The organism is Cupriavidus sp. WKF15 (assembly GCF_029278605.1).
Classification (GTDB): domain Bacteria; phylum Pseudomonadota; class Gammaproteobacteria; order Burkholderiales; family Burkholderiaceae; genus Cupriavidus.
Genome location: NZ_CP119574.1, coordinates 457,606 through 480,292, shown reverse-complemented (window position 1 = coordinate 480,292; position 22,687 = coordinate 457,606). Strand labels below are relative to the sequence as shown.

At 64.2% G+C, this 22,687-nt stretch carries 17 protein-coding genes; 4 read left to right on the top strand and 13 right to left on the bottom strand.

Annotation, left to right across the window (positions count from 1 at the left end):
* Positions 1-3: 3 nt before the first annotated feature.
* From CupriaWKF_RS32155 to CupriaWKF_RS32135, 5 genes are all read right to left on the bottom strand, one after another.
* Positions 4-1,929 (bottom strand): (Fe-S)-binding protein, encoded by a 1,926-nt coding sequence (locus tag CupriaWKF_RS32155; protein ID WP_276103390.1) that lies wholly within the window; start codon positions 1,927-1,929, stop codon positions 4-6.
* Positions 1,930-1,931: 2 nt separating this feature from the next.
* Positions 1,932-3,995 (bottom strand): NADH:flavin oxidoreductase, encoded by a 2,064-nt coding sequence (locus CupriaWKF_RS32150; RefSeq protein ID WP_276103389.1) that lies wholly within the window; start codon positions 3,993-3,995, stop codon positions 1,932-1,934.
* A 61-nt stretch (positions 3,996-4,056) separates the two neighbouring features.
* Entirely contained in the window at positions 4,057-4,590 is a 534-nt protein-coding gene (locus CupriaWKF_RS32145; protein WP_276103388.1) for a DUF5943 domain-containing protein, read from the bottom strand.
* 123 nt (positions 4,591-4,713) lie between these two features.
* Positions 4,714-5,685, bottom strand: coding sequence for a dipeptidase (locus tag CupriaWKF_RS32140; protein WP_276103387.1), 972 nt, complete (start codon positions 5,683-5,685; stop codon positions 4,714-4,716).
* Positions 5,686-5,710: 25 nt separating this feature from the next.
* The gene (locus CupriaWKF_RS32135) at positions 5,711-6,985 is read right to left on the bottom strand and encodes a serine hydroxymethyltransferase (RefSeq protein WP_276103386.1); all 1,275 of its coding nucleotides are present in this window, start codon (positions 6,983-6,985) and stop codon (positions 5,711-5,713) included.
* 413 nt (positions 6,986-7,398) lie between these two features.
* Here CupriaWKF_RS32135 and CupriaWKF_RS32130 point away from each other — a divergent pair, with 413 nt between their 5' ends.
* Positions 7,399-8,433, top strand: a complete 1,035-nt coding sequence (locus CupriaWKF_RS32130; RefSeq protein WP_276103385.1) for a GlxA family transcriptional regulator — start codon at positions 7,399-7,401, stop codon at positions 8,431-8,433.
* Between the two features lie 67 nt (positions 8,434-8,500).
* On the opposite strand, the gene fdhA is transcribed toward CupriaWKF_RS32130, so the two are convergent.
* Positions 8,501-9,697: a formaldehyde dehydrogenase, glutathione-independent gene (gene fdhA / locus CupriaWKF_RS32125; protein ID WP_276104087.1), complete on the bottom strand. Its 1,197-nt coding sequence runs from the start codon at positions 9,695-9,697 to the stop codon at positions 8,501-8,503.
* A 345-nt stretch (positions 9,698-10,042) separates the two neighbouring features.
* Here fdhA and CupriaWKF_RS32120 point away from each other — a divergent pair, with 345 nt between their 5' ends.
* Positions 10,043-11,473: an MFS transporter gene (locus CupriaWKF_RS32120; RefSeq protein ID WP_276103384.1), complete on the top strand. Its 1,431-nt coding sequence runs from the start codon at positions 10,043-10,045 to the stop codon at positions 11,471-11,473.
* 89 nt (positions 11,474-11,562) lie between these two features.
* Here the strand turns inward: CupriaWKF_RS32120 and CupriaWKF_RS32115 are convergent, their stop codons facing one another.
* From CupriaWKF_RS32115 to CupriaWKF_RS32085, 7 genes are all read right to left on the bottom strand, one after another.
* The gene (locus CupriaWKF_RS32115; protein WP_276103383.1) at positions 11,563-12,714 is read right to left on the bottom strand and encodes a porin; all 1,152 of its coding nucleotides are present in this window, start codon (positions 12,712-12,714) and stop codon (positions 11,563-11,565) included.
* 156 nt (positions 12,715-12,870) lie between these two features.
* A complete protein-coding gene (locus tag CupriaWKF_RS32110; protein WP_276103382.1) occupies positions 12,871-13,317 on the bottom strand; it encodes a dihydroneopterin aldolase in 447 nt (148 codons plus the stop codon).
* Positions 13,314-13,967, bottom strand: coding sequence for a sarcosine oxidase subunit gamma (locus CupriaWKF_RS32105; RefSeq protein WP_276103381.1), 654 nt, complete (start codon positions 13,965-13,967; stop codon positions 13,314-13,316). The genes CupriaWKF_RS32110 and CupriaWKF_RS32105 overlap by 4 nt, the downstream gene beginning before the upstream one ends.
* Complete coding sequence (locus CupriaWKF_RS32100; protein ID WP_276103380.1) at positions 13,957-16,968, bottom strand: sarcosine oxidase subunit alpha family protein; 3,012 nt, start codon at positions 16,966-16,968, stop codon at positions 13,957-13,959. The genes CupriaWKF_RS32105 and CupriaWKF_RS32100 overlap by 11 nt, the downstream gene beginning before the upstream one ends.
* Positions 16,965-17,261, bottom strand: coding sequence for a sarcosine oxidase subunit delta (locus tag CupriaWKF_RS32095; protein ID WP_276103379.1), 297 nt, complete (start codon positions 17,259-17,261; stop codon positions 16,965-16,967). Before CupriaWKF_RS32095 ends, CupriaWKF_RS32100 begins: the two co-directional genes overlap by 4 nt.
* 19 nt (positions 17,262-17,280) lie before the next feature.
* On the bottom strand, positions 17,281-18,525 hold the full coding sequence (locus CupriaWKF_RS32090) for a sarcosine oxidase subunit beta family protein (RefSeq protein WP_276103376.1): 1,245 nt from the start codon (positions 18,523-18,525) through the stop codon (positions 17,281-17,283).
* 14 nt (positions 18,526-18,539) lie between these two features.
* Positions 18,540-19,928 (bottom strand): L-serine ammonia-lyase, encoded by a 1,389-nt coding sequence (locus CupriaWKF_RS32085; protein ID WP_276104086.1) that lies wholly within the window; start codon positions 19,926-19,928, stop codon positions 18,540-18,542.
* A 321-nt stretch (positions 19,929-20,249) separates the two neighbouring features.
* Between CupriaWKF_RS32085 and CupriaWKF_RS32080 the strand changes: the two genes are divergently transcribed.
* Complete coding sequence (locus CupriaWKF_RS32080; RefSeq protein WP_276103375.1) at positions 20,250-21,335, top strand: GlxA family transcriptional regulator; 1,086 nt, start codon at positions 20,250-20,252, stop codon at positions 21,333-21,335.
* A 175-nt stretch (positions 21,336-21,510) separates the two neighbouring features.
* Positions 21,511-22,617: an S-(hydroxymethyl)glutathione dehydrogenase/class III alcohol dehydrogenase gene (locus CupriaWKF_RS32075; RefSeq protein WP_276103374.1), complete on the top strand. Its 1,107-nt coding sequence runs from the start codon at positions 21,511-21,513 to the stop codon at positions 22,615-22,617.
* Positions 22,618-22,687: the final 70 nt, after the last annotated feature.

Sequence of the window (22,687 nt, the reverse complement as noted above, 5' to 3'; positions counted from 1 at the left end):
GAGTCACTCCAGCGAGGCCGCAACGAGTTCGGCTACATCAAGCACGTCCGGGCGCGGGCCGACGACGCCTTCGAGCATTGCCGTGCAGTTCGGGCACCCGACCGCAACCACCTCCGCGCCGACCGCACGCGCATCGGCGATGCGGATGTCGGGGATGCGCTGCTTTCCAGGGATATCGGTCAGCGGAGCACCGCCACCGCCGCCGCAGCAGCGGCCGCGCATGCCGTTGCGCTCCATCTCCACCACCTTGATGCCGATCGTCTTCAGCAGCTTGCGGGGCGCCTCGGTCTCGCCGTTGTAGCGGCCGAGATAGCATGGGTCGTGATAGGTGGTGCGCTTTTCGCGCAGCGCCTCGAGTGCCTTCGGCGCGATGCGGCCACTGTCAGCCAACTCGGCGAGATAACTCGTGTGATGCTTGACCGTGACGCGCAGGCCCAGGGCGCGATACTCGTTGCGCAAGCTGTGCATCACGTGTGGATCTGCCGTCACGATCTGCCTGAAGGACAGGTTGCCGAGAGTGCCTATCAGGCGTTTCGCCATCTGTTGGAACGTCGCCTCATCGCCGAGACGGCGGGCCACGTCGCCGGTGTCGGTCTCCGCGCCGCCGAGCACCGCATAATCGACGCCGGCCTTGTTCAGCACCTTCACGAAGGCCCGCAGGGTGCGCTGATAGCGCATGTCGAACGCACCCTCGCCGGCAACGATCAGCACGTCTACCGACTTGCCCCGCTGCGCGACCGGCGCATTGAGGTCGACCGACCAGTCATAGCGCGCCGCGGTGTCGTAACCGCCCATCGTGCCGGTCTCGCGCAGGTTCGCAAGCACTTCGGCGCCCTTGCCGGGTACGGCGCCATGCACCAGCGTCTGGTTGCGGCGCATGTCGACGATCGCATCGACGTGCTCGATCAGCATCGGGCACTCCTGCACGCACGCGCGGCAGGTCGTGCACGACCACAGCGTCTGCGCTTCGATCAGGCCCGATACAATCAGGCCATTCGGCTCGCCGCGATGGCGGCCGACGGCAATCCCGGGCGTCGCGCTGCCGGCATACGCGGCATCGGTGCCACCCGCCATGCCGACCACGAGATCCTGGATCAGCTTCTTCGGATTGAGCGGCTGGCCCGAGGCAAACGCGGGACACGCCGCCTCGCACTTGCCGCACTGCACGCAAGCGTCAAAGCTCAGCAGCTGGTTCCAGCGGAACTCGACGGGCTTGGCAACGCCGTACTCCTGCTTTTCGATCTCGGGCAGCTTGAGCGCAGTCGGTGGCGTGGCGGTGCCGCTACCGGTATACGAGTCCGCCCTGCCGGCGAACCGCTCCTGGCGAGGATGAAATGCCAGGTGCATCAGGCCCGCGATGGCGTGTTTCATCGGCCCACCTTTCGCCGCGCCGAATGTCATCGCGAACGCGCCGGCGCCGATCAGCAGCGCGCAGACCACCGCGAAGGCGCCCGACATCAGCTCAGCCGGCACGGCCACAAACAGTACGAGGCCAAGCGCGAACGACCCGAGCAGCCATGGCAGTGTGTTCCACGGACCTTTCGACAGGCGCGCCGGCACGTCCTTCGCGGCACGACGGCGCCAGACGAACACCACGCCAATCAACATCGCAAGTGCCGCGGCAAAAATCGCCTTGTCAAGCCATGGCGAGTAGATCGCGAGACCGTAGTTGACGAACACGAGCGCCAGCGCGGCAAGCGCACCGCCCGCCGTGGCGACGTGCGTCTTCGCGATGTACGGATCGCGGGCGACGACGTGGTGCAGGTCGACGAAGTATCGCTTCGGGATGGCCAGCAGGTTCGTGATGCCGAACGATCCGGGCGCGGTTGCCCGCCCGAGCCGCCAGTACGAGGCGCGCTTCATGACCGCGAACGCTAGCCCCGCGACCGACAGCCAAAGCAGAACGGTAATCAGGAGGGACGGATTCATGGTCAGAAATCCTTCGCGAGCCGCAGCGCGTCATAGATCGCGCCATGGATGTTGTGTATCGAGATGCAGTCGCCGACGCGGAACAACAGGAAGCGGCCGTTGCCGAGCGTTTCCGACAGGCACGGCTGCGGCTCCGACGCAAACAGCTTGTGTACGTCGACCTGGCCGCGGTTGACGGATTCCGGCTTGAGCTTCCAGTACAGCGCGTCGTTCGGTGTCGAGCCGTTCTCGATCACGACCTGGTCGACGGCACGTTCCTCCAGCTCCTCCGTGTACTCGTTGCGCAGCACCGCGATCGTCTTCCCGCCCTCCTCATAGACTCGGTCGAGCCAGTAGTTCGGCGTATGAATCACGCCCTGCGCGTAGAGTCGGCGATAGAAGATCGGAAAGGTCGTGCCGCCGCAATCGTCGGCAACCTTGACGTCGGGCGTCACGATTTCGACCTTCGCACCGCGGCTCGCCAGGTAGTCGGCAACGCCCGCGCCTGCGTGCGTGCTCACGCCGTCGTAGACGAGCACATTCTCCTTAGCCTCCACGCGCCCGGCCAGCACGTCCCAGGAGCTGACCGCGAGCCCGTCGGCAACGGCCCAGCCGGGCACCTGATCGGAGAATGCCCGACCGCCTGTCGCGAGCACGATAATGTCCGGCTTCTCCGCCATGATCATCTTCGCATCCGCTTCAACGCCCAGGCGCCGGTCGACGCCGAGGCGCTTCGTCTCCATGTCGAACCAGCGCACGATGCCCTGCATCTGCTCGCGCTGCGGCGCTTTCGAGGCGAGCAGGATCTGCCCGCCCACTTCGTTGTTCTTCTCGAACAGCACGACATCATGGCCACGCGAGCGCGCGACGCGCGCCGCTTCCAGCCCCGCCGGGCCGGCGCCAACCACGACGACCTTGCGCTTCGGACCGCGCGACTTCTCGATGATGTGCGGCATCGTCGCCTCGCGCGAGGTCGCGGCGTTCTGCACGCACAGCACATCGAGGCCGTTGTACTGGCGGTCGATGCAGTAGTTCGCGCCGACACATTGCTTGATTTCATCCTCGCGGCCGTCGCGAATCTTGATGACCATGTGCGGATCGGCGATCTGCGCGCGCGTCATGCCGACGAGGTCGACCATGCCGTTCGCGAGCAGGCGCTCGGCCTGGCCCGCGTCGCGGATGCTTTGCGCGTGCATCAGGGGCACCTTGATAACCGACTTGATGCCCGCCGCAAGATGCACGAACGGCTCGGGTGGTAGCGCCATCGGCGGCATGCAGTTCGCGAGCGTATTATGCGTATCGGCGCCGGAGCCGATCACACCGAGATAATCGATGAGACCGGTCTCGGACATCGCCTGCGCGATCTCCTTGAGTTGCTCATGATCGAGACCGTCTTCATGGAACTCGTCACCGCACATGCGCAGACCGACGCAGAAGTCCTTGCCAACCGCCTCGCGCACGGCCTGGAGCACTTCCACGCCAAAGCGCAGGCGGTTCTCAAGGCTGCCGCCCCACTCGTCGGTGCGGAAGTTCGTGCGTGGGCTCCAGAACTGGTCGATCAGGTGTTGGTGCGCGGCCGAGATCTCGATGCCATCCATGCCTGCATCCTTCACGCGCTTCGCGGCAGCCGCAAAGTCGGTGATGATGCGGCGAATCTCCTCGACCTCGATGATTTTTGCGTTGCCACGGTGCACGGGCTCGCGCACACCGGACGGCGTCATCAGGTGCGGCCAGTGCTCGCCGTGGAACGCCGAGCGGCGTCCCATGTGCGTGGCCTGGATCATGATTTTGGCGCCGTGCCGGTGCATCGCTTCGGCGAGCCGCGACAGCGGGTCGATGATCTTGTCGCTCGACAGATTCACCGACTTCCACCAGCCCTGGGGACTGTCGATCGAAACGGGGCTCGAGCCGCCGCAGATGGCGAGGCCGACGCCACCCTTTGCCTTCTCCTCGTAATAGCGAATGTAGCGGTCGCCCGGCAGGCCGCCCGGCTCGGCATACACTTCCGCGTGCGCCGTACTGACGATCCGGTTGCGAAGCGTCAGTTGATTAAGCTGCAAAGGTTTGAACAGGTGGGGATAACGCATCGCGGACGACCTCTGGCGTTGGTGTGTCTCGTATTTGGCGTAGTGCGGCCGGGCTTGGATGTCAGCGCGAGATCGGTGACACTTCGAACACGCAGTGATCGTGCCCCTCGGCCGCGCACTGCACTTCCTTAGACTGCGCGCGCGGGGCGCCCTTGGCCGCGTTGGCCGTGTCGTTGACCCAGTCCATCGCGCCGGCGAACCAGCCGGCGAACATGTAGCAAAGCTTGCCGCTCCGTTCCGGCTGCTGAAGCACGAATGACGAGTGGCGCAGCGCGATGCGCGCGCTTGCCTTCGTCGGATCGGCCTCGAGGATCGAGAACAGGCCCCAGCCGCGCTGCGACAGCCGCTTCAGGTAGTGTTCGAACACCGCCATCCCGCTGATGTCGTGGAGCTTCGCCTCCTTGTCGCACCAGTAGTAGGCGGACTTGTAGCCGGCCTTGTAGAGGATCTCGGCGTACGCATCGCGGCCGAGCGCCTCTTCGATAGCGACATGGTTGTTCGTGAAGAAGTGACGCGGCACATAAAGCATAGGCAGCGCGTCGGTGGTCCAGACACCGGTTTCGGGATCGACGTCGATCGGCAGTTGCGGTTGCATCGTTGTAGGCTCCGTGAGGAAAAAAGCCGCTGGCGTCCTTGCGCAGGCGCGGCCTCGCCCGCGTGTCCGCGCATCTCGTGCGGCACGTCCGGTATGTTGTGAAGGGGTGAAAGAGCGCGCGGCTTACGCGCCCCAGACTTCCTTGAACACGCGCACCCAGTTCTCGCCCATGATTTTCTGGATCCGGGAGGTCTTCCAGCCCGCGCGCTCCATCGTCGCGGTCAGGTTGGGGAACTCGCCGATCGTGCGGATGCCTTCGGGGTTGATTACCTTGCCGAAGTTGGTCAGGCGCCGATAGCGGCCCTTGTCGTGCGTCAGCATGTCGAAGAATTCCGTGCTGTAGCCCTGCGTGAAGTCGGTGCCAATGCCGACCGCATCTTCGCCGATCAGGTTAATGACATAGTCGATCGCCTCGATGTAGTCCTCGACCGTCGCTTCGATCCCGCGCTTGAGGAATGGCGCGAACATGGTCACGCCAACGAAGCCGCCTGCATCCGCGATCTCCTTGAGCTGTGCGTCGCTCTTGTTGCGCGGATGCTCCTTCAGACCGGACGGCAGACAGTGCGAGTAGCAGACCGGCTTCCTGGAGAACGCGATCGCCTCGGACGACGTGTTGCCTCCAACGTGCGACAGGTCGACCATGATGCCAACGCGGTTCATCTCGGTGATCACCTCGCGGCCGAAGTCCGACAGCCCGCCGTCACGCTCATAGCAACCGGTTCCCACCAGGTTCTGCGTGTTGTAGCAGAGCTGCACCACGCGCACGCCCATGTCGGCGAAGGCTTCGACGTAGCCGAGGTTGTCCTCGAAGGCGTGTGCGTTCTGGAAGCCGAGGATCACGCCGGTCTTGGCCTCCTGCTTCGCGCGGTAGATGTCCTCGGTGGTGCGCACCAGCGTCAGCAGTTCGCTGTTGTCGCGAATCGCCTTCTTCATCAGCGCAATGTTGTCGACGGTCTTGGTAAAGTTGTCCCAGACCGAGACCGTACAGTTCGCGGCCGTGACGCCGCCCTTCTTCATGTCTTCGAACACCGAGCGCTCGAACTTCGAGATGTTCAGGCCGTCGATGATGATGCTGTCCTGGTGCAGCGGGCTCATAGTTAGTTCCAGTCCGTTCGGCGGTTCAGTAGATCGGGAAGCGTTCGCACAGCACGAAGATCTGGCGGCGCACGCGCTGCTCGGTAGCGGCGTCACCGTCCGGATTCGCGCGTAGCGACTCGAACACTTCGAGGATGAGGCGGCCGATCTCGCGGAACTCCGCAACGCCAAAGCCGCGCGTCGTAGCGGCCGGCGCGCCGAGCCGGATGCCCGACGTGATGGTCGGCTTCTCGGTGTCGAACGGGATGCCGTTCTTGTTGCAGGTGATGCCAGCGCGCTCGAGCGCCTGCTCGACCTGCGTGCCCTTGAGCCCCTTCGGGCGCAGGTCGACGAGCAGCAGGTGGTTGTCGGTGCCGCCGGTCACGAGGTCAACGCCGCCTTCCTTCAGCACTTCGCCCAGCGCCTTCGCGTTGGCGAGCACATTGTCGATGTAGGTCCTGAACTCCGATGTCAGCGCCTCGCCGAACGCGACCGCCTTGGCTGCAATCACGTGCATCAACGGGCCGCCCTGCAGACCGGGGAACACGGCCGAGTTGATCTTCTTGGCGATCTCCTCTTCGTTTGTCAGCACGAAGCCGCCGCGGGGGCCGCGCAGGGTCTTGTGCGTGGTCGAGGTGACGACGTGGGCGTGCTCCACGGGATTTGAGTGGCGGCCTGCAGCGATCACGCCAGCGATGTGCGCCATGTCGACCATCAGCTTGGCGCCGACGCTGTCGGCGATCGCACGGAAGCGGGCGAAGTCGAGTTGGCGCGGATACGCGGAAAAGCCGGCGATGATCAGGCTCGGCTTATGCTCCTTCGCGAGCGCTTCGACCTGGTCGTAGTCGATCAGCATCGACTCACGGTTAACGCCATACTGAACGGCGTTGAACCACTTGCCCGACAAGGCCGGCTTCGCGCCATGGGTCAGGTGACCGCCAGCGTCGAGGGACATCCCGAGCACGGTATCGCCCGGCTTGGTCAGCGCGAGCATCACCGAGCCGTTCGCCTGGGCGCCCGAGTGCGGCTGCACGTTGGCATAGCCGGCATTGAAGAGTTGCTTCACGCGCTCGATGGCGAGCGATTCGACTTCGTCGGCGAATTCGCAGCCGCCGTAGTAGCGCTTGCCCGGGTAGCCTTCGGCGTACTTGTTGGTCAGTACCGAGCCTTGCGCTTCCAGCACCGCACGCGACACGATATTTTCGGACGCGATCAGCTCGACTTGCGACTGCTGACGCTCGAGTTCCTTCGAGAGGGCGCCGCGAACCAGCGCATCGCGCTCGGCCAAGGGCTGCGAGAAGAAAGTCTGGGTGTTCGACATAGAGGTCCGTGTGGTAGGGAAAACGCTGAATGGGGCGAAAAGCCCGCTGCGCCAGGCTTTTCCGCCTGATCAGCGCAGCGTTGCCGATGGCTCTATTCTTGTCGTTCGTGTTTTTGGCCGATTGATGAATTCAGACGCGTTCTTTTCGATTTCCGCCATTTGCGTCCGATTTGCACAAGTCGCCCGGCGATGGCACTGCGGAGGTGCCGGACGCGCATCGCTGGTGCGCGTGGCGCGATTGCAGTGCAACAAGCGCGCCGCCCGCTATGTCTCCAGTGGCGCACCCTTCCAGCGGGCTAGGGTTTCGCCGTATGGCATGCTAGTTGCGGCTGATTTAACAATGAATACAAACAGCATCCAGATCCCTTTCCCAAGGCCTGGACATGCACCTTAAAAACCCGAAGGACGCCCCCATGCCGACCGACCGCGCCGCGTCGTTATCCCACTTCGCGTTCATGCCGCTACCCAATTTCACGATGATCGCATTCACCAATGCGATAGAAGTGCTGCGGATGGCCAACTACCTAAGCGGCCAGGAGTTGTACCGCTGGACCATCATCAGCCCCGACGGCGGTCCCGTGACGGCGAGCAATGGCCTGTCAATCGACACGCAGCCGGCGCACAGCATCGGGCGTCCCGACATCGTGTTCGTGTGCGGGGGTATCGACGTACAGCGTTCGACGACGGCCGAGCACCTTTCCACGCTGCGCCGCGCGGCGCGCGAGGGCCTCATGCTGGGCAGCCTGTGCACCGGCACGTACGCACTCGCGAGATCGGGGCTTCTCGACGGCTACGCCTGCGCGATCCACTGGGAGAATATGTCGGCGCTCAAGGAAGAGTTTCCCGACACGCGCTTCCTGAAGGAATTGTTCGTGATCGACCGCGACCGTGTTACATGTACCGGCGGCGTTGCACCGCTGGACATGATGCTGAACCTGATCACCCGGCGCGTGGGCACCGCGCTTGTCACCCAGATCGCCGAGCAGTTTATTGTCGAGCATGTGCGTGACACCAGTGCGCAGCAGAAGATGCCATTGGTGGCGCGCCTTGGCTCGGCCAAGAAGTCGCTGTTCGAAGTGGTGTCGCTGATGGAGAACAATATCGAGGAGCCACTGTCGCGCGAAGAGCTCGCACGGCTGGCAAGCCTGTCGCAGCGGCAGTTGCAGCGACTGTTCCGTGACCACCTCGGCATGACACCGACGCATTACTACCTGACGCTGCGCCTGCGCCGCGCGCGAGAGCTGCTACTGCAGACGGATATGTCGATTATGCACATCACGACGGCATGTGGCTTCCAGTCCGCGTGCCATTTCAGCAAGAGCTATCGCGAGGCATTCGGCCTCCCGCCAACGCTCGAGCGCCGGGCGCAGGGCGCCCCCCTGGCGAAGCTGGCAGGACAGGGCGCATCCACGTACTCATCGTCTTCCGCGATGATGCACCCACATTGAGGCACGATACAGATAAATAAAACGGGCGGCCGAACCTCGGCCGCCCGCTTCATCTGTGACTGGCCGGTCAGGCCGCCAGCAGTCCGTGCGGATCGATGACAAATTTGCGCGGGGCGCCGCCATCGAACTGCTTGTAGCCCTCGGGCGCCTGATCAAGTGCAATTACAGTCACATTCACGATGTCCGCGATCGGCAGGCGATCGTGCAGGATCGCCTGCATCAGGTTGCGGTTGTATTTGAGTACGGGCGTCTGGCCCGTATGGAACGAGTGCGACTTCGCCCAGCCGAGGCCAAAGCGAATGCTCAGGCTTCCGCGCTGCGCCCCGGCATCCTTGGCGCCAGGATCATCGGTCACGTAGAGGCCCGGAATCCCGATCGCACCGGCGGGCCGGGTGATCTCCATTAGCGAATTGAGTACGGTGGCGGGAGCCTCCTCCGCATGTCCCGACGAGCCGTGGCCGTGCGCCTCGAAGCCGACGCAATCGACCGCGCAGTCGATCTCCGGTGTGCCGAGAATCGCGGCGATCTGCTCGCCCAGCGTAGCGTCCTTCGACAGATCGACGACTTCGAAACCCATTGCCTTCGCATGCGCGAGACGCGCCGGGTTCATGTCGCCGACGATCGTGCATGCCGCGCCGAGCAGGCGTGCCGAAGCGGCGGCGGCCATGCCGACCGGGCCCGCGCCGGCGATGTAGACGGTCGAGCCCGGCTTCACGCCTGCGGTGACTGCACCGTGATAGCCAGTCGGCAGAATGTCTGACAGGCAGGTCAGGTCGCGCATCTTCGACATCGCCTGGTCGCGGTCAGGGAACTTCAGCAGGTTGAAGTCGGCGTATGGCACCAGGACGTACTCGGCCTGGCCGCCAATCCAGCCGCCCATGTCGACGTACCCGTACGCACCGCCGGCACGCGACGGATTGACGTTCAGGCATACGCCGGTGTGTTGCTCCTTGCACATCGCGCATCGTCCGCACGCGACATTGAACGGTACGGACACCAGGTCGCCGATCCTCAGCGTTTCGACGTCACGGCCGACCTCGATCACCTCGCCGGTGATTTCGTGACCTAGCACGAGGCCAATCGGCGCGGTCGTGCGACCGCGAACCATGTGCTGATCCGACCCGCAGATGTTGGTGCTCACGACTTTCAGGATCACGCCGTGGCCGATTGCGCGGCCGCTCGGGTCGACCATCTTCGGATAGTCGATCTTCTGCACCTCGACATTGCCCGACCCAAGATATACGACACCTCGGTTGCTGCTCATCGCATTGTCTCCATGTCTCATTGAATCGTGCCGCGGCCACGCCGATCGGCGCGGCATGCGCGGCAGCGTTATCGAGAGTAGATCCGGGCGACGGGCGAGTATGTCCAAAACACGACGAGTGCTTGAACAAGGCCGACATCGGGAGCGTCGGAACCGCCGGGATCTCCAGCTCCGCACGCGCACTGGGCGAATTAAGCGGTAGCCCTTTGCATTGGGCCGCCGATGGCGGATTTACACATACCGACGGCGCGTATCCTCCAGAGTGTTCGGCAATATCCGCGTCTACTGAAGATTCGGGGCCTGCAAGCAACTTGCTAAGAGGACCTGAATTTTTCCAAGGACGCCATGCCAACGCCTACCACCTCATCCACGCGTTCGAACGCCGCCGCCCGGCTCGAGCGCCTGCCGTTTTCCGGCTATCACAAACTGATTTTCTTCATCATCGCGATCGCATTCTTCTTCGACTCGGTCGATCTTGCGACCATGACCTTTATCCTGGGCTCGATCAAGCAGGAATTCGGGCTATCCACCGCAATGACCGGCCTGGTCGCCAGCGCAAGCTTCATCGGGATGGTGGTCGGCGCGGCTCTCGCCGGCCTGCTCGCGGACCGCTTCGGACGCAGACCCGTGTTCCATTGGAGCATGGTGCTGTGGGGCATAGCGTCGTATCTGTGCTCGACTGCACAAAGCGTCGAGGCGCTCATCGCGTGGCGCGTACTGCTGGGCGTCGGCATGGGCATGGAGTTTCCGGTCGCGCAGACTCTGCTGTCGGAATTCGTCCCCACCGCGAACCGCGGCCGGCTGATCGCACTGATGGACGGCTTCTGGCCGCTCGGATTTATCACGGCTGGCATCATCTCCTACTTCGTGCTGCCGCAGTTCGGCTGGCGCGCCGTGTTTGCACTGCTCGCGATCCCGGCCGTGTTCGTGCTGATCGTGCGCCGTATCGTGCCCGAGTCGCCGCGCTGGCTCGAGCATACGGGCCGGCACGCTGAAGCCGACGCAGTGATGTGTAACATCGAGGCCAGGGTGATGCGCTCGGCCGGCGTCGCGATGCTGCCTCGGCCATCGCAGCACCTGACGGCGGCGCCCGTGCGCGGCCGTAGCGCCCTGCGCGAGATCTGGAGCGGCGCGTACCGCCGCCGCACGACGATGGTCTGGCTGCTATGGTTCTTCGCGCTGCTCGGCTTCTACGGGCTGACGTCCTGGCTTGGCGCGCTGTTGCAGCAGGCCGGCTTTGCAGTCACGCAATCGGTGTACTACACGGTACTGATCTCGCTTGGCGGGGTGCCGGGCTTCCTGTGCGCAGCATGGCTCGTCGAGCGCTGGGGGCGCAAGCCAACCTGCATCGCGTCGCTGCTCGGCGGCGGCATGATGGCGTACCTGTACGGCCAGAGTGCGTTGTATGGCGGCAGTATCGCGCTGCTCATCGGCACCGGCCTCGCGATGCAGTTCTTCCTGTTCGGCATGTGGGCGGTGCTGTACACCTACACGCCGGAACAGTACGGCACCGGCTCACGTGCAACGGGGTCTGGCTTCGCCTCGGCAGTCGGGCGGATCGGCTCGCTGATCGGCCCCTATGTGGTTGGCGTCGTGTTGCCCGTGTTCGGACAGGGCGGAGTGTTCACGCTTGGCGCGCTCTCATTCGCGGTAGCGGCACTCGCTGTGTGGATGCTAGGGATCGAGACCCGCGGGGTCGCGCTGGAAACGCTGGCAACGGAGGACGCGACAGGCGAGACCACGTTTTACCCTGGCGTAGCGGACAAGTCGTCCTGACGCGCACACCCGGCTCCCGCGGGGAGTGCCTGGCCGGGCGTTCGCCGCGAGTCGCAGTCGCGACTCGCGGCCACCTCAGAAGGCCAGGCTCAAAACTTGTGGCGAATCGCGGCGCGAACCTGGAACTGACTCGACGTCGATGATGCGTTCGCCGCGCCGGGCAGGTCAGCCATGTCCAATGCGGTGCCGGTCTTGCCGCCGGTGACACGCTGGTAGGCCCCCTGGATATAGACGTCGGTGCGTTTCGAGAAGCTGTAATCCGCCATCAGGCCGAAGGAATGCACTTTCGGCTTCGCGTCGCCTGACGATGCGTTGAAGTTCTCCAGGGTGAGCGTATAAGCCCCACCTGCATAAAAAGCGGGCGTGAACTGGTACTTGAAATTCACCTCCAGGTTCTGGAATCGGAGTGAGTTCAACGTACCAGTGGCCGGCAGGATCGAGCCGGAGATGTACGAGGTCGACAGCGGCTCGGTCAGATTCGAGTTGGAGTAGGCGAAGCCGGCCGTCGCCGCGCCGAACGTGTAGTTGACGCCGGCACCGAAGATGCGCAAGCGCTTGGCAAGGAAATTCTGGTCGCCGCCGTTATTGATGGCGCCGCCTGACGTAGCAGACGGGTTGTCCGCCTGCAGATAGGCCGCCGCCAGCAACAAGCCTCCGCTCGCGTATTGCATCCCCGCACCGTACTGGCGGTTGTTGGCGAAGTTGGTGTCGTTGCTGAAGCTGTAGGTGCCGCCGAACTGGAACCCGCCAAACGAGGGACTCGTGTACTTGACGGTATTGTTGACGCGGAACGAGTAGATCATGTTGTCGTTATCGTAGGGGTGGCCGAACATGGTTCCCCCCCAATTTCCGGCAACAGTCGTCGGCGCGAGATAGTCGATCACCGAGTCATACTGGCGTCCCAGCGTGACGCTCCCGTACTGATTGTCGGATAGCCCGACGTAGGCTTGCCGGCCAAAGAGTAAACCGCCCTGTGCCGCCTTGCCGTTGCTCGCATTGAAGCCGTTCTCGAGCTGGAACAAGGCCTTGAGGCCGCCCCCCAGGTCTTCCGTTCCCTTCAGGCCCCAACGGCTGCCTTGCGCAAAGCCGCTTGCCACCTCGGTCAGGCTATGCCCGCCGACGTTATTCGTGTAGTTGATGCCCTCGTCGATGATGCCGTACAGCGTGACGCCACTTTGGGCAAAGGCGGACGTGGAAAACATCAGGGCCAGGGCCGAGCCGGCAGTCGCTCCCATTTTCATCGGATTCTCTCCTCGGATTAATGTGACTTGCTACGCTTCCCCACCTATCGGCGCGGCAGGTGCGCCAGCGTCTACGAGAGTAGTTCGGAAGGCCGGGAAGCCCATGTCCAATACCGACACGCGTTTGAACAACGCCGACATGGGCCGGGGCGACGCTTAGCCCGTTTTCCCGTTGCGCCTCAGGTAATCGGCGCGTGTCCACTCGAGCGCCACGCCGACGCGTTGCGTGCCGGGCCGGATCTTCGGTTTGTGCACGGCTAGCGTCAGCGTGTCGAGCGCCGGCCATTCGCGAAACGACAGCTCTGCGATCTCGGCCACCAGCGTCTCCAGCAGTCGCGTATGTGGCTTGTGCCCGAGAAAAGCCGCAATGCGAGCACAATAGCCTTCGTAGTCGATCCACTCCCCGTCCTCGCGCGGCTCGCAGCGATAGCCCAGACGCGCATCGATGACGATCGGCTGCGGTGCATTGTGCTCGTGCGGGTGAATGCCGATCCGCACCGGCACCGCCAGCGCATCGATGAACACGCTCCATCCTCTTCCCGACAGGAGCGGCGCATCAAGCGCGGCGCGCGGCCCGTTGAACACGTTATCGACCAGCTTCATGATGTCAGCGGCGCAGCGGCGTCGAGCATGATGCGGCAGAAGTAATCGGCAAAGCTGCGGCGCACCACGATCTCGAAGCGGTCGGCGGCTGTCGGCACGAGCACGATCGAAGCCTTGAAGTAGTGGCTCTGCACGCACTGCCCCGGCCTGAGCACGCGTGGGTGCAGGTCGAGCGGGCAACCGCGCGCCAGCACCTCGCGTACGCGCTCCCCACTGATCTCGACAACCGTATAGCCGCTGCCGACGTCGACCGCCGCCGCGTATGCACCAGCGATCGCCCCGGCGAGTTTCGGCTCGAGGACGCCCGTCGGCACGGGCCCGTTCGACCGCACCAGCCACTCGTCGGGACCGAGCCATAGTACGTCGTACTCGGCACTGCGCGCGACGGTGTTCGGTGCGGCCGGCGGACAGCAACCGACCACGCCCTCGAACGCGTCGACGAACGCAGGATCGGACAGGTCCCCCCGCACGTTGACGAGATCCAGAAAGGCCCGTTCGCGCATCACGAACTGCTTGGCCGCACGCGCCTGCTGCGCGCTCAGCAGATCGGCCGCGCCGATGAACGGCGACTCGAGCCGCACGCCGCGCTTGCGCGCGTCAGACACCGGCATGTCGGCCACCGGCGTAGCATTTCCCGTTTCATTCCACATTCTGGCGCACCCCTTCGGTATCGTAGAAAACGGGGCTGGAGACCTTCGCCATCACGCGCCGGCCGTCGGCCAGCGGGATCGCAACGCTCTCGCCCATCTTGCCCAGGCCGCCTTTCACTACGGCGAGCGCGATCGAACGCTCCAGGATTGGACTGTAGTAGCTGGACGTCACATGGCCAATCATCGGCGTTGGCTCGCTTGTCGACACGCGCGTGCCCGGCGCGAGAATCTGCGCCCCCTCAGGCAGCACAAAGTCCGCGTCGTCAGTCAGCAGGCCGACGAACTGCTTGCGGCCTTCCTTGGCGGTATCCGAACGCGTCAGCGAGCGCTTGCCAAGGAAGTCCTTCGACTTCGCGACAACTCCACCCATCCCCAGGTCGTACGGCGTGATCGAGCCGTCGGTGTCCTGGCCGACGATGATGTAGCCTTTCTCCGCACGCAGCACGTGCATCGTTTCCGTGCCATACGGCGTGATGTCGAATTCGTCGCCAGCAGCCATCAGCGCTTCCCATACCGCGCGGCCGGCGTTTGCGGGCACGTTGACTTCGTACGCCAGTTCACCCGAGAAGCTGATCCGCATGACGCGCGCCTTCGCGCCAGCGACAGTGCCGTTTCGGTAGCTCATGAACGGGAACGCATCGTTCGCGAAGTCGATGTCCTGGCTGACCTTCTGGAGTACCTTTCGGCTCTTCGGCCCGACCACCGCGAATGTTGCCCAGTGATCGGTCACCGATGACAGCCGGACTTTCATGTCTGGCCACTCGGTCTGCAGCCAGCGCTCAAGCCAGGTCAGAACGCGCGCGGCACCGCCCGTCGTCGTCGTCATCATGAAGTGCTGCTCGCCAAGCCGCACGGTGACACCGTCGTCGAACACCATGCCGTTCTCGTCGAGCATCAGGCCGTAGCGGCACTTGCCGACTTCGAGCTTGTTCCATGGGTTCGTGTACACCCAGTTCAGCAGCGTCACCGCGTCCGGACCCTGGATGTCGATCTTGCCGAGCGTCGACGCGTCGAGGATGCCGACGCTGTTGCGCACAGCGAGGCATTCGCGCTTCACCGCGGCATGCAGGTTCTCCCCCCTCTTCGGGAAGTACCAGGGGCGTTTCCAGTTTCCGACGTCCTCGAACAGCGCGCCATGTTCGACGTGCCATTCATGGATGCAAGTCTTGCGGACCGGGTCGAGGAAGTCTCCGACTTCTCGCCCCGCGAAGGTGCCGAACGTGACCGGCGTGTAGTTCGGACGAAACGTGGTCGTGCCGGTGTCCGGAATCGACTTGCCGAGCGCCTGCGCCAGGATCGCCATCCCGTTTATGTTGCCGAGCTTGCCCTGGTCGGTGCCAAAACCCATCGCGGTGTAGCGCTTCACATGTTCGACCGACTCGAAGCCTTCGCGCGCGGCGAGCAGGATGTCCGAGGCGGCCACATCGTTCTGGAAGTCGACGAACTGTTTCTGCCCGCGTGCCGCGGCCGCGCGGCTACCGACGAGCCAAAGTGGCATCAGCGCGCCCTCGGCGACGGCCGTGACTTTCGGCGCGGCCGGCCGCTTTGCGCTACCGAGGCCGGCGGCTTTCGCCGCGTCGATGCCTGCTTCCAGCGCGAGCGGCAGCGCCAGTGCAAGGTTGAACTCCCCTGCCGCCGCACCGACGCTCACCTCGGCCTGCAGCGACTTGCCCGGCACGAAGCACACCTTTTCATCGCTCCACTGCGCCTTGCCGCCCGACTGCGCGAACAGGTGAAGCACCGGGCTCAGGCCACCCGACATGGCTACCAGGTCGCAAGGGATCTTCGATACCTTTGCGCCAGTCTGTCCGTTCGCATAGGAGGTGACATTGACCGACGTGACGTGCCGCTTGCCGGACGCGGCCATCACGACCGCGCCGCTCATGACGGTCACGCCCTGCCGCTTCGCGAGGGCTGGCAACGCGCCGTTGGTCGAAGCGCGCGGATCGACGACCGTCACCTTCGCGCCGCTCGCCTTCAGGTCGAGCGCCGCCTGATAACCGCGATCGTTATTGGTGAACACGACCGCTTCGCGCCCCGGCAGCACGCCGTAGCGATGGATGTAGGTCGATACCGCCGACGCCATCATCACGCCCGGCAAGTCGTTGTTGCCGAAAACGATCGGACGCTCGTGCGCGCCGGTCGCGAGGATCACCCGCTTTGCGCGGATCTTCCACAGCAGCTCGCGCGAGCCACGACGCATCGCTACCGGCAAATGGTCGGTGAGGCGCTGCGTCACGGTGACAAGGTTGTGGTCCTGGTAGCCGAACGCGTTGCTGCGCGACAGGATGGTCACGTCCGGCAGCTTGCGCAGCTTGCTCTCGATCTCGCCGACCCATTGCTGTGCGGGCTTGCCGTTGATCTCGGTTCGCCCCGACAGCAGGCTGCCGCCGAGTTCCCGCTGGTCGTCGACGAGAATCACGCGCGCGCCTGTCTCCGCCGCCGCATGCGCGGCCGCAAGGCCGGTCGGCCCGCCGCCGACCACGAGCACGTCGCAATGCGCATAGCATTTATCGTAGCGATCGGCGTCCAGTGTCGTAGGCGCCTTGCCCAGACCCGCCGCCTCGCGGATCTTCTCCTCATACTTCGGCCACATATTGCGCGGCCACATGAAGGTCTTGTAGTAGAAGCCGGCCGGCATGAAACGGGCGAACTTCTGGTTGATCGCCATGCGATCGTGCTCCAGGTCCGGCTCCGCGTTCACGCTCGTGGCGACGAGCCCTTCGTACAGCTCGATTTCTGTCGCGCGCGCATTCGGCACGGTGTATGCCCCGCGTTCCAGCTGCACCACGGCATTTGGCTCGGCGACGTCGGCGGTCATGATGCCGCGCGGGCGATGGTACTTGAAGCTGCGCGCGACGAAGCGCACGCCGTTGGCGAGCAGTGCCGAAGCCAGCGTGTCGCCCTGGTAGCCCTGGTATGCGCGTCCGTTGAACGTGAAGGCCAGCGGTTGGCCGCGATTGATGCGGCCGCCCGCGCCGAGTCGGTCTTTCTGGCTCATTTCTTGACCCCTTTCTGCGGTGCATTGGCGATGGGCTTGACGAAGGTCTCGTAGCCCTTGATGTCGTAGGTGACGGTATCGCGCTCGACCTTGAACCACCGGCGGCAGCCCTGGGCGTGGATCCATTGTTCGCGATGCGTGCCGCGGGTATTGGTACGCATGAACAGGTAGTCGCCCCATTCGCGGTCGGACAGCTTCTCGGTTTCGAGCGGGCGCGCGATGTCGGCTTCGCCGCCACACGAGAATTCGGATTCGGCGCGCGGGCCGCACCACGGACATTCGATCAGCAACATTTCTTTCTCCTCGGGGCGTTCAGTGCGCGACGGCGGCAGCGCCGTGCTCGTCGATCAGGTGGCCGGTATAGAAGCGATCCAGCGCGAATGGCGCGTTGATCGGATGCGGCTCGTCGCGCGCGATCGTGTGCGCGAACACCCAGCCCGATCCCGGCGTCGCCTTGAAGCCGCCCGTGCCCCAGCCGCAGTTGAAATAGAGGCCCTTCACGTCGGTCTTGCTGATGATCGGGCAGGCATCCGGCGACACGTCGACGATGCCGCCCCACTGGCGGTTCATCCGCACACGCGAGAACACCGGGAACATCTCGACGATCGCCTGCAGCGTCCCTTCGATGACCTGGAAGCTGCCGCGCTGGCCAAAGCCGGTGTACTGGTCGATGCCAGCGCCGATCACCAGATCGCCCTTGTCCGACTGGCTGATGTAGGCGTGCACCGCGTTGGACATGATCACCGAGTTGACGACTGGCTTGATCGGCTCCGACACCAGCGCCTGCAGGGGATGGCTCTCGATCGGCAGACGCACGCCGGCCATATCGGCGAGGGTCGTCGTGTTGCCGGCCGCGACGACCGCGACCTTCTTCGCCTTGATGAAGCCCTTCACTGTGTCGACGCCGACGACTGCGCCGCGGTCGCGACGGATGCCGGTCACCTGACAATTCTGGATGATGTCGATCCCTGCGCGGTCGGCGCCGCGCGCGAAACCCCACGCGACCGCGTCGTGCCGGGCAACGCCCGCCCGGCGCTGGATCGACGCGCCAAGCACGGGATAGCGGCTGTTCAGGTTGATCGTCGGCTCGATCTCCTTGATCTGCTGCGGCGTCAGGAACTCCGCGTCGACGCCGTTCAGGCGGTTCGCGTTCACCCTGCGCTCGGTGTCGCGCACATCTTGCAGCGTGTGCGCCAAGTTCATCACGCCGCGCTGGCTGAACATCACGTTGTAGTTCAGGTCCTGCGACAGACCCTCCCACAGCTTCATCGCCTTTTCGTAGAGCGCCGCGGACTCATCCCACAGATAGTTCGAGCGCACGATCGTCGTGTTGCGCGCCGTGTTGCCACCGCCGATCCAGCCCTTCTCGAGCACGGCGACGTTCGTGATGCCGTGCTCCTTCGCGAGGTAGTAAGCGGTTGCGAGACCGTGCCCACCGCCGCCGACGATCACCACGTCATACTCGCGCTTGGGCTCCGGGCTCCTCCATTGCTTCTCCCAGTTCTCGTGATAGGACAAGCCGTTGCGGAACAGACTGAATATCGAATAGCGGCTCATTTGATGGACCCTCGTTAGCATTCAATGACGTTCACGGCCAGACCGCCGCGCGACGTCTCCTTGTACTTCGTCTTCATGTCCGCGCCGGTCTCGCGCATGGTCTTGATCACCGAATCGAGCGACACGTAGTGCTGGCCGTCGCCCTTCAGTGCCATGCGGGATGCATTGAGCGCCTTGATCGCGCCCATCGCATTGCGCTCGATGCACGGGATCTGCACCAAGCCGCCGACCGGGTCGCACGTCATCCCGAGGTTGTGCTCCATGCCGATTTCTGCGGCATTCTCGACCTGATCCGGTGTGCCCCCCATCACTGCGGCGAGCGCGGCCGCGGCCATCGAGCACGCAACGCCAACCTCGCCCTGGCAACCGACCTCGGCGCCCGAGATCGAAGCCGTCTCCTTGTAGATCATTCCGATCGCGGCCGCCGTCAGCAGGAAGTCGACGATGCCGTCGTCATTCGAACCTGGCACGAACTTCACGTAGTAGTGGAGCACCGCGGGGATCACGCCTGCCGCGCCGTTCGTCGGCGCGGTGACGACGCGGCCGCCCGCTGCGTTCTCTTCGTTGACGGCCATCGCATAGAGATTGACCCAGTCGAGCATCGACAGCGGATCTCGCAGCGATTCTTCGGAACGTGTGCGCAACCGCTGGTTGAGCTCGGCCGCGCGGCGCTTCACGCGCATCGGGCCGGGCAGTTCGCCCTCGACCTTGCAACCGCGCTCGACGCACGCGGCCATGGTTTGCCAGATCGCCATCAGGCCGGCGCGCACGTCTTCGGCCGGGCGCAACGCGCATTCATTGCGGAAAATCAGCTCCGCGATCGACAATCCGCTGTCGGTGCATGCCTGCATCAGGTCGGCGCCGGTGCGGAACGGATACGGCACCTCGGCCGCCGCACGCACGCCGTTCACGCGATCTCCGTCTCGATTGACCACGAAGCCACCGCCGACCGAGTAGAACTCTTTTTCGACGAGCAACTGCCCCTGCTCGTCAAACGCCTGGAAACGCATGCCGTTCGGATGCACGACATTTCCCGTGCCACTCATCAGGCGGCGAAAGAAGCCGATATGCTCCTTTTCGTCGAAGGCGATCTCATGCTTGCCGAGGAGCAGCAGGCGCTTGTCCTTGCGGATTTGCGCAAGGCGCGGCTCGATGGTGTCCGGATCGATCCGGTCGGGCAAGCTCCCCCCCAGGCCGAGAAGCACTGCCTTGTCGGTACCATGGCCCTTGCCGGTCGCGCCGAGCGAGCCGTACAGTTCCGCTCGCACGCGGCGCACGAAGCCGAGCAGGTTCGCGTCCTCAAGGTGCGATACGAAGCGGCATGCGGCGATCATCGGGCCGACTGTGTGCGAACTCGACGGACCGATACCGATTTTGAACAGATCGAAAACGCTGACATTCATTGGCTGCCTCTTTGCTCTGACCTGATAGGTGTCGTTGGACGTCAGTACATCAAAGCGTGGAAGGCGCCGATAGAACAAAAGCGGCATCGACGTGGGACGACGGCGCCAGCCGCGGGGCCAGGCAGGCGGAATTTCGCTTTGGCGATGATTCGCGTCGGAAATAGGCAAGTCCGCGGCAGGCTGATCGGTCACGCTGGCAGTGACGGAGCCACGTCGTGCGGGTGCACAGCGAGAGCTGCATGGATGTGCCGTACGCTTCATCTGCGTACACCTCCGAAGCTCGCCTTGCGACCCATATCGCCTCTCAAGATGGATGCCGCCATGACACCCGACGTTCCCATTTCCCCTGTCGCCGAGCCGGCGCCACGACGCGTTCGATTCGGCATCGTGCTGCTGCCGAATTTCACGCTGACCGCGTTTTCGGGCTTCGTCGACATGCTGCGGCTGTCAGCTGACGATGGCGACTACAGCAAGCCGGTGCGGTGCGTCTGGAGCGTGATCGGAAGCACACTCGCCCCGGTGCGCGCGAGTTGCGGTATCCAGGTCGCCCCGTGGAGTACGTTCGAGGACGCAGAGCCGTTCGACTATGTGGTCGTGGTTGGCGGACTGTTGCACTCGGGGCCGCAGGCCGGGCCTGAGACGCTCGACTTCATCCGTCGCGCGGCCGCCGGCGGTGCGACGATCGTCGGCATCTGCACCGGCGTATTCACGCTGATGCGCGCGGGCGTGCTCGAAGGGCACCGCGCCTGCGTCAGCTGGTTCCATTACTGGGATTTTATGGAGCGCTTCCCCTCGGTGGATCCGGACCTGCTGATTGCCGACCGTCTGTTCGTGATCGACCGCCGGCGCATCACCTGCTCGGGCGGGCGCGCGTCAATCGACGTCGCCGCCGCCATTTTGCTGCGCCACTTCGATCACGCCACCGTCCAGAAGGCGCTGCGAATCCTGCTCGTCGGCGAGATGCAAAAGGGCAACGCTCCGCAGCCACATCCGCCCGGCCTCGAGCCGGCGACGCACCCAAAGGTCAAGCGCGCGATTCTGCTGATGGAACAGCACGTCGGCCGGGCCCTCCCGCTTGAGGCGCTCGCGTGCAAGCTCGACCTGTCGCCACGCCAGCTCGAGCGCCTCTTCAAGGCAGATACCGGCAAGAGCCCGCAGTCATTCGCCAAGCATGTGCGGCTACGGACTGCTGCGTGGCTGTTGACCAGCTCGGACCGTACGGTCGCCGACATCGCGATGAGCTGCGGCTTTGCCGATGCATCCCACCTCGGCCGGGAATTTCGCAAACAGTTCGGCGTACCGCCGGCAACCTACCGCGACAAGGGCGTCGATTCGGCCGACCCGATGCTGCCGGATGGCGATGCCATTGAGGTGCCGGCGCTCACCGAAAGTGAAAGCGAGTGCTGAGCCTGTCATTTCATGGTGATGAAATCCCGTTTTATTCGACTTCCCGTTCGGTGGATCGCTATACAGACGTCGGCCAACTTACGTCTGTCTTCGGACAAATGCCCCCCTGCCGGGCCATCGCCATCGTCTGTCCACCTATAGTTTTGCGCCAACCCTATATCGATAGAGACGACCAATGAAAACACGCGCAGCAATTGCCTGGGGTGCAGGAAAGCCGCTGACCATCGAAGACGTGGACCTGGAAGGCCCGCGCGCCGGTGAAGTGCTGGTGGAAATCAAGGCCACCGGCATCTGCCACACCGACTACTACACGTTGTCAGGCGCCGATCCGGAAGGCATCTTCCCGGCGATCCTGGGCCACGAGGGCGCGGGCATCGTCACCGACGTCGGCCCGGGCGTGACCTCGCTAAAACCCGGCGACCACGTGATCCCGCTGTACACGCCCGAATGCCGCCAGTGCAAGTTCTGCCTGTCGCGCAAGACCAACCTGTGCCAGGCCATCCGCGCGACGCAGGGCAAGGGCCTGATGCCGGACGGCACCTCGCGCTTCTCGATCGACGGCAAGCCGATCTTCCACTACATGGGTACGTCGACCTTCGCCAACCACATCGTGGTGCCGGAGATCGCGCTGGCGAAGATCCGTCCCGACGCGCCGTTCGACAAGGTCTGCTACATCGGCTGCGGCGTGACCACCGGCGTGGGCGCGGTCATCTTCACCGCCAAGGTGGAAGCCGGTGCCAACGTGGTGGTGTTCGGCCTGGGCGGCATCGGCCTGAACGTGATCCAGGGCGCGAAGATGGTGGGCGCGGACAAGATCATCGGCGTGGACATCAACCCCGCGCGCGAAGCCATGGCGCGCAAGTTCGGCATGACGGATTTCGTCAACCCCAAGGACGTGGGCAATGTCGTCGACCACATCATCCAGCTCACCGACGGCGGCGCGGACTACTCGTTCGAGTGCATCGGCAACACGCAGATCATGCGCCAGGCGCTGGAGTGCTGCCACAAGGGCTGGGGCAAGTCGATCATCATCGGCGTGGCCGAGGCCGGCGCGGAAATCTCCACGCGCCCGTTCCAGCTCGTGACCGGGCGCGAATGGAAGGGCTCGGCCTTCGGCGGCGCGCGCGGCCGCACCGACGTGCCGAAGATCGTTGACTGGTATATGGACGGCAAGCTCAATATCGACGACCTGATCACGCACACGCTGCCGCTGGAGCGCATCAACGACGGCTTCGACCTGATGAAGCGCGGCGAGTCGATCCGCTCTGTGGTGCTGTACTGAGGATCACGGCGTGACCCTGGGCCCGCGGCGAGCCGCCGGTCCAGTTCTGCCTGGCAGGGCTTGCATGCAC

Coding starts and splice junctions, on each gene's coding strand:
- CupriaWKF_RS32155 (WP_276103390.1), bottom strand. CDS start 1,929: ATGAATCCGTCCCTCCTGATTACCGTTCTGCTTTGGCTGTCGGTCGCG.
- CupriaWKF_RS32150 (WP_276103389.1), bottom strand. CDS start 3,995: ATGCGTTATCCCCACCTGTTCAAACCTTTGCAGCTTAATCAACTGACG.
- CupriaWKF_RS32145 (WP_276103388.1), bottom strand. CDS start 4,590: ATGCAACCGCAACTGCCGATCGACGTCGATCCCGAAACCGGTGTCTGG.
- CupriaWKF_RS32140 (WP_276103387.1), bottom strand. CDS start 5,685: ATGAGCCCGCTGCACCAGGACAGCATCATCATCGACGGCCTGAACATC.
- CupriaWKF_RS32135 (WP_276103386.1), bottom strand. CDS start 6,985: ATGTCGAACACCCAGACTTTCTTCTCGCAGCCCTTGGCCGAGCGCGAT.
- CupriaWKF_RS32130 (WP_276103385.1), top strand. CDS start 7,399: ATGCCGACCGACCGCGCCGCGTCGTTATCCCACTTCGCGTTCATGCCG.
- fdhA (WP_276104087.1), bottom strand. CDS start 9,697: ATGAGCAGCAACCGAGGTGTCGTATATCTTGGGTCGGGCAATGTCGAG.
- CupriaWKF_RS32120 (WP_276103384.1), top strand. CDS start 10,043: ATGCCAACGCCTACCACCTCATCCACGCGTTCGAACGCCGCCGCCCGG.
- CupriaWKF_RS32115 (WP_276103383.1), bottom strand. CDS start 12,714: ATGAAAATGGGAGCGACTGCCGGCTCGGCCCTGGCCCTGATGTTTTCC.
- CupriaWKF_RS32110 (WP_276103382.1), bottom strand. CDS start 13,317: ATGAAGCTGGTCGATAACGTGTTCAACGGGCCGCGCGCCGCGCTTGAT.
- CupriaWKF_RS32105 (WP_276103381.1), bottom strand. CDS start 13,967: ATGTGGAATGAAACGGGAAATGCTACGCCGGTGGCCGACATGCCGGTG.
- CupriaWKF_RS32100 (WP_276103380.1), bottom strand. CDS start 16,968: ATGAGCCAGAAAGACCGACTCGGCGCGGGCGGCCGCATCAATCGCGGC.
- CupriaWKF_RS32095 (WP_276103379.1), bottom strand. CDS start 17,261: ATGTTGCTGATCGAATGTCCGTGGTGCGGCCCGCGCGCCGAATCCGAA.
- CupriaWKF_RS32090 (WP_276103376.1), bottom strand. CDS start 18,525: ATGAGCCGCTATTCGATATTCAGTCTGTTCCGCAACGGCTTGTCCTAT.
- CupriaWKF_RS32085 (WP_276104086.1), bottom strand. CDS start 19,928: ATGAATGTCAGCGTTTTCGATCTGTTCAAAATCGGTATCGGTCCGTCG.
- CupriaWKF_RS32080 (WP_276103375.1), top strand. CDS start 20,250: ATGACACCCGACGTTCCCATTTCCCCTGTCGCCGAGCCGGCGCCACGA.
- CupriaWKF_RS32075 (WP_276103374.1), top strand. CDS start 21,511: ATGAAAACACGCGCAGCAATTGCCTGGGGTGCAGGAAAGCCGCTGACC.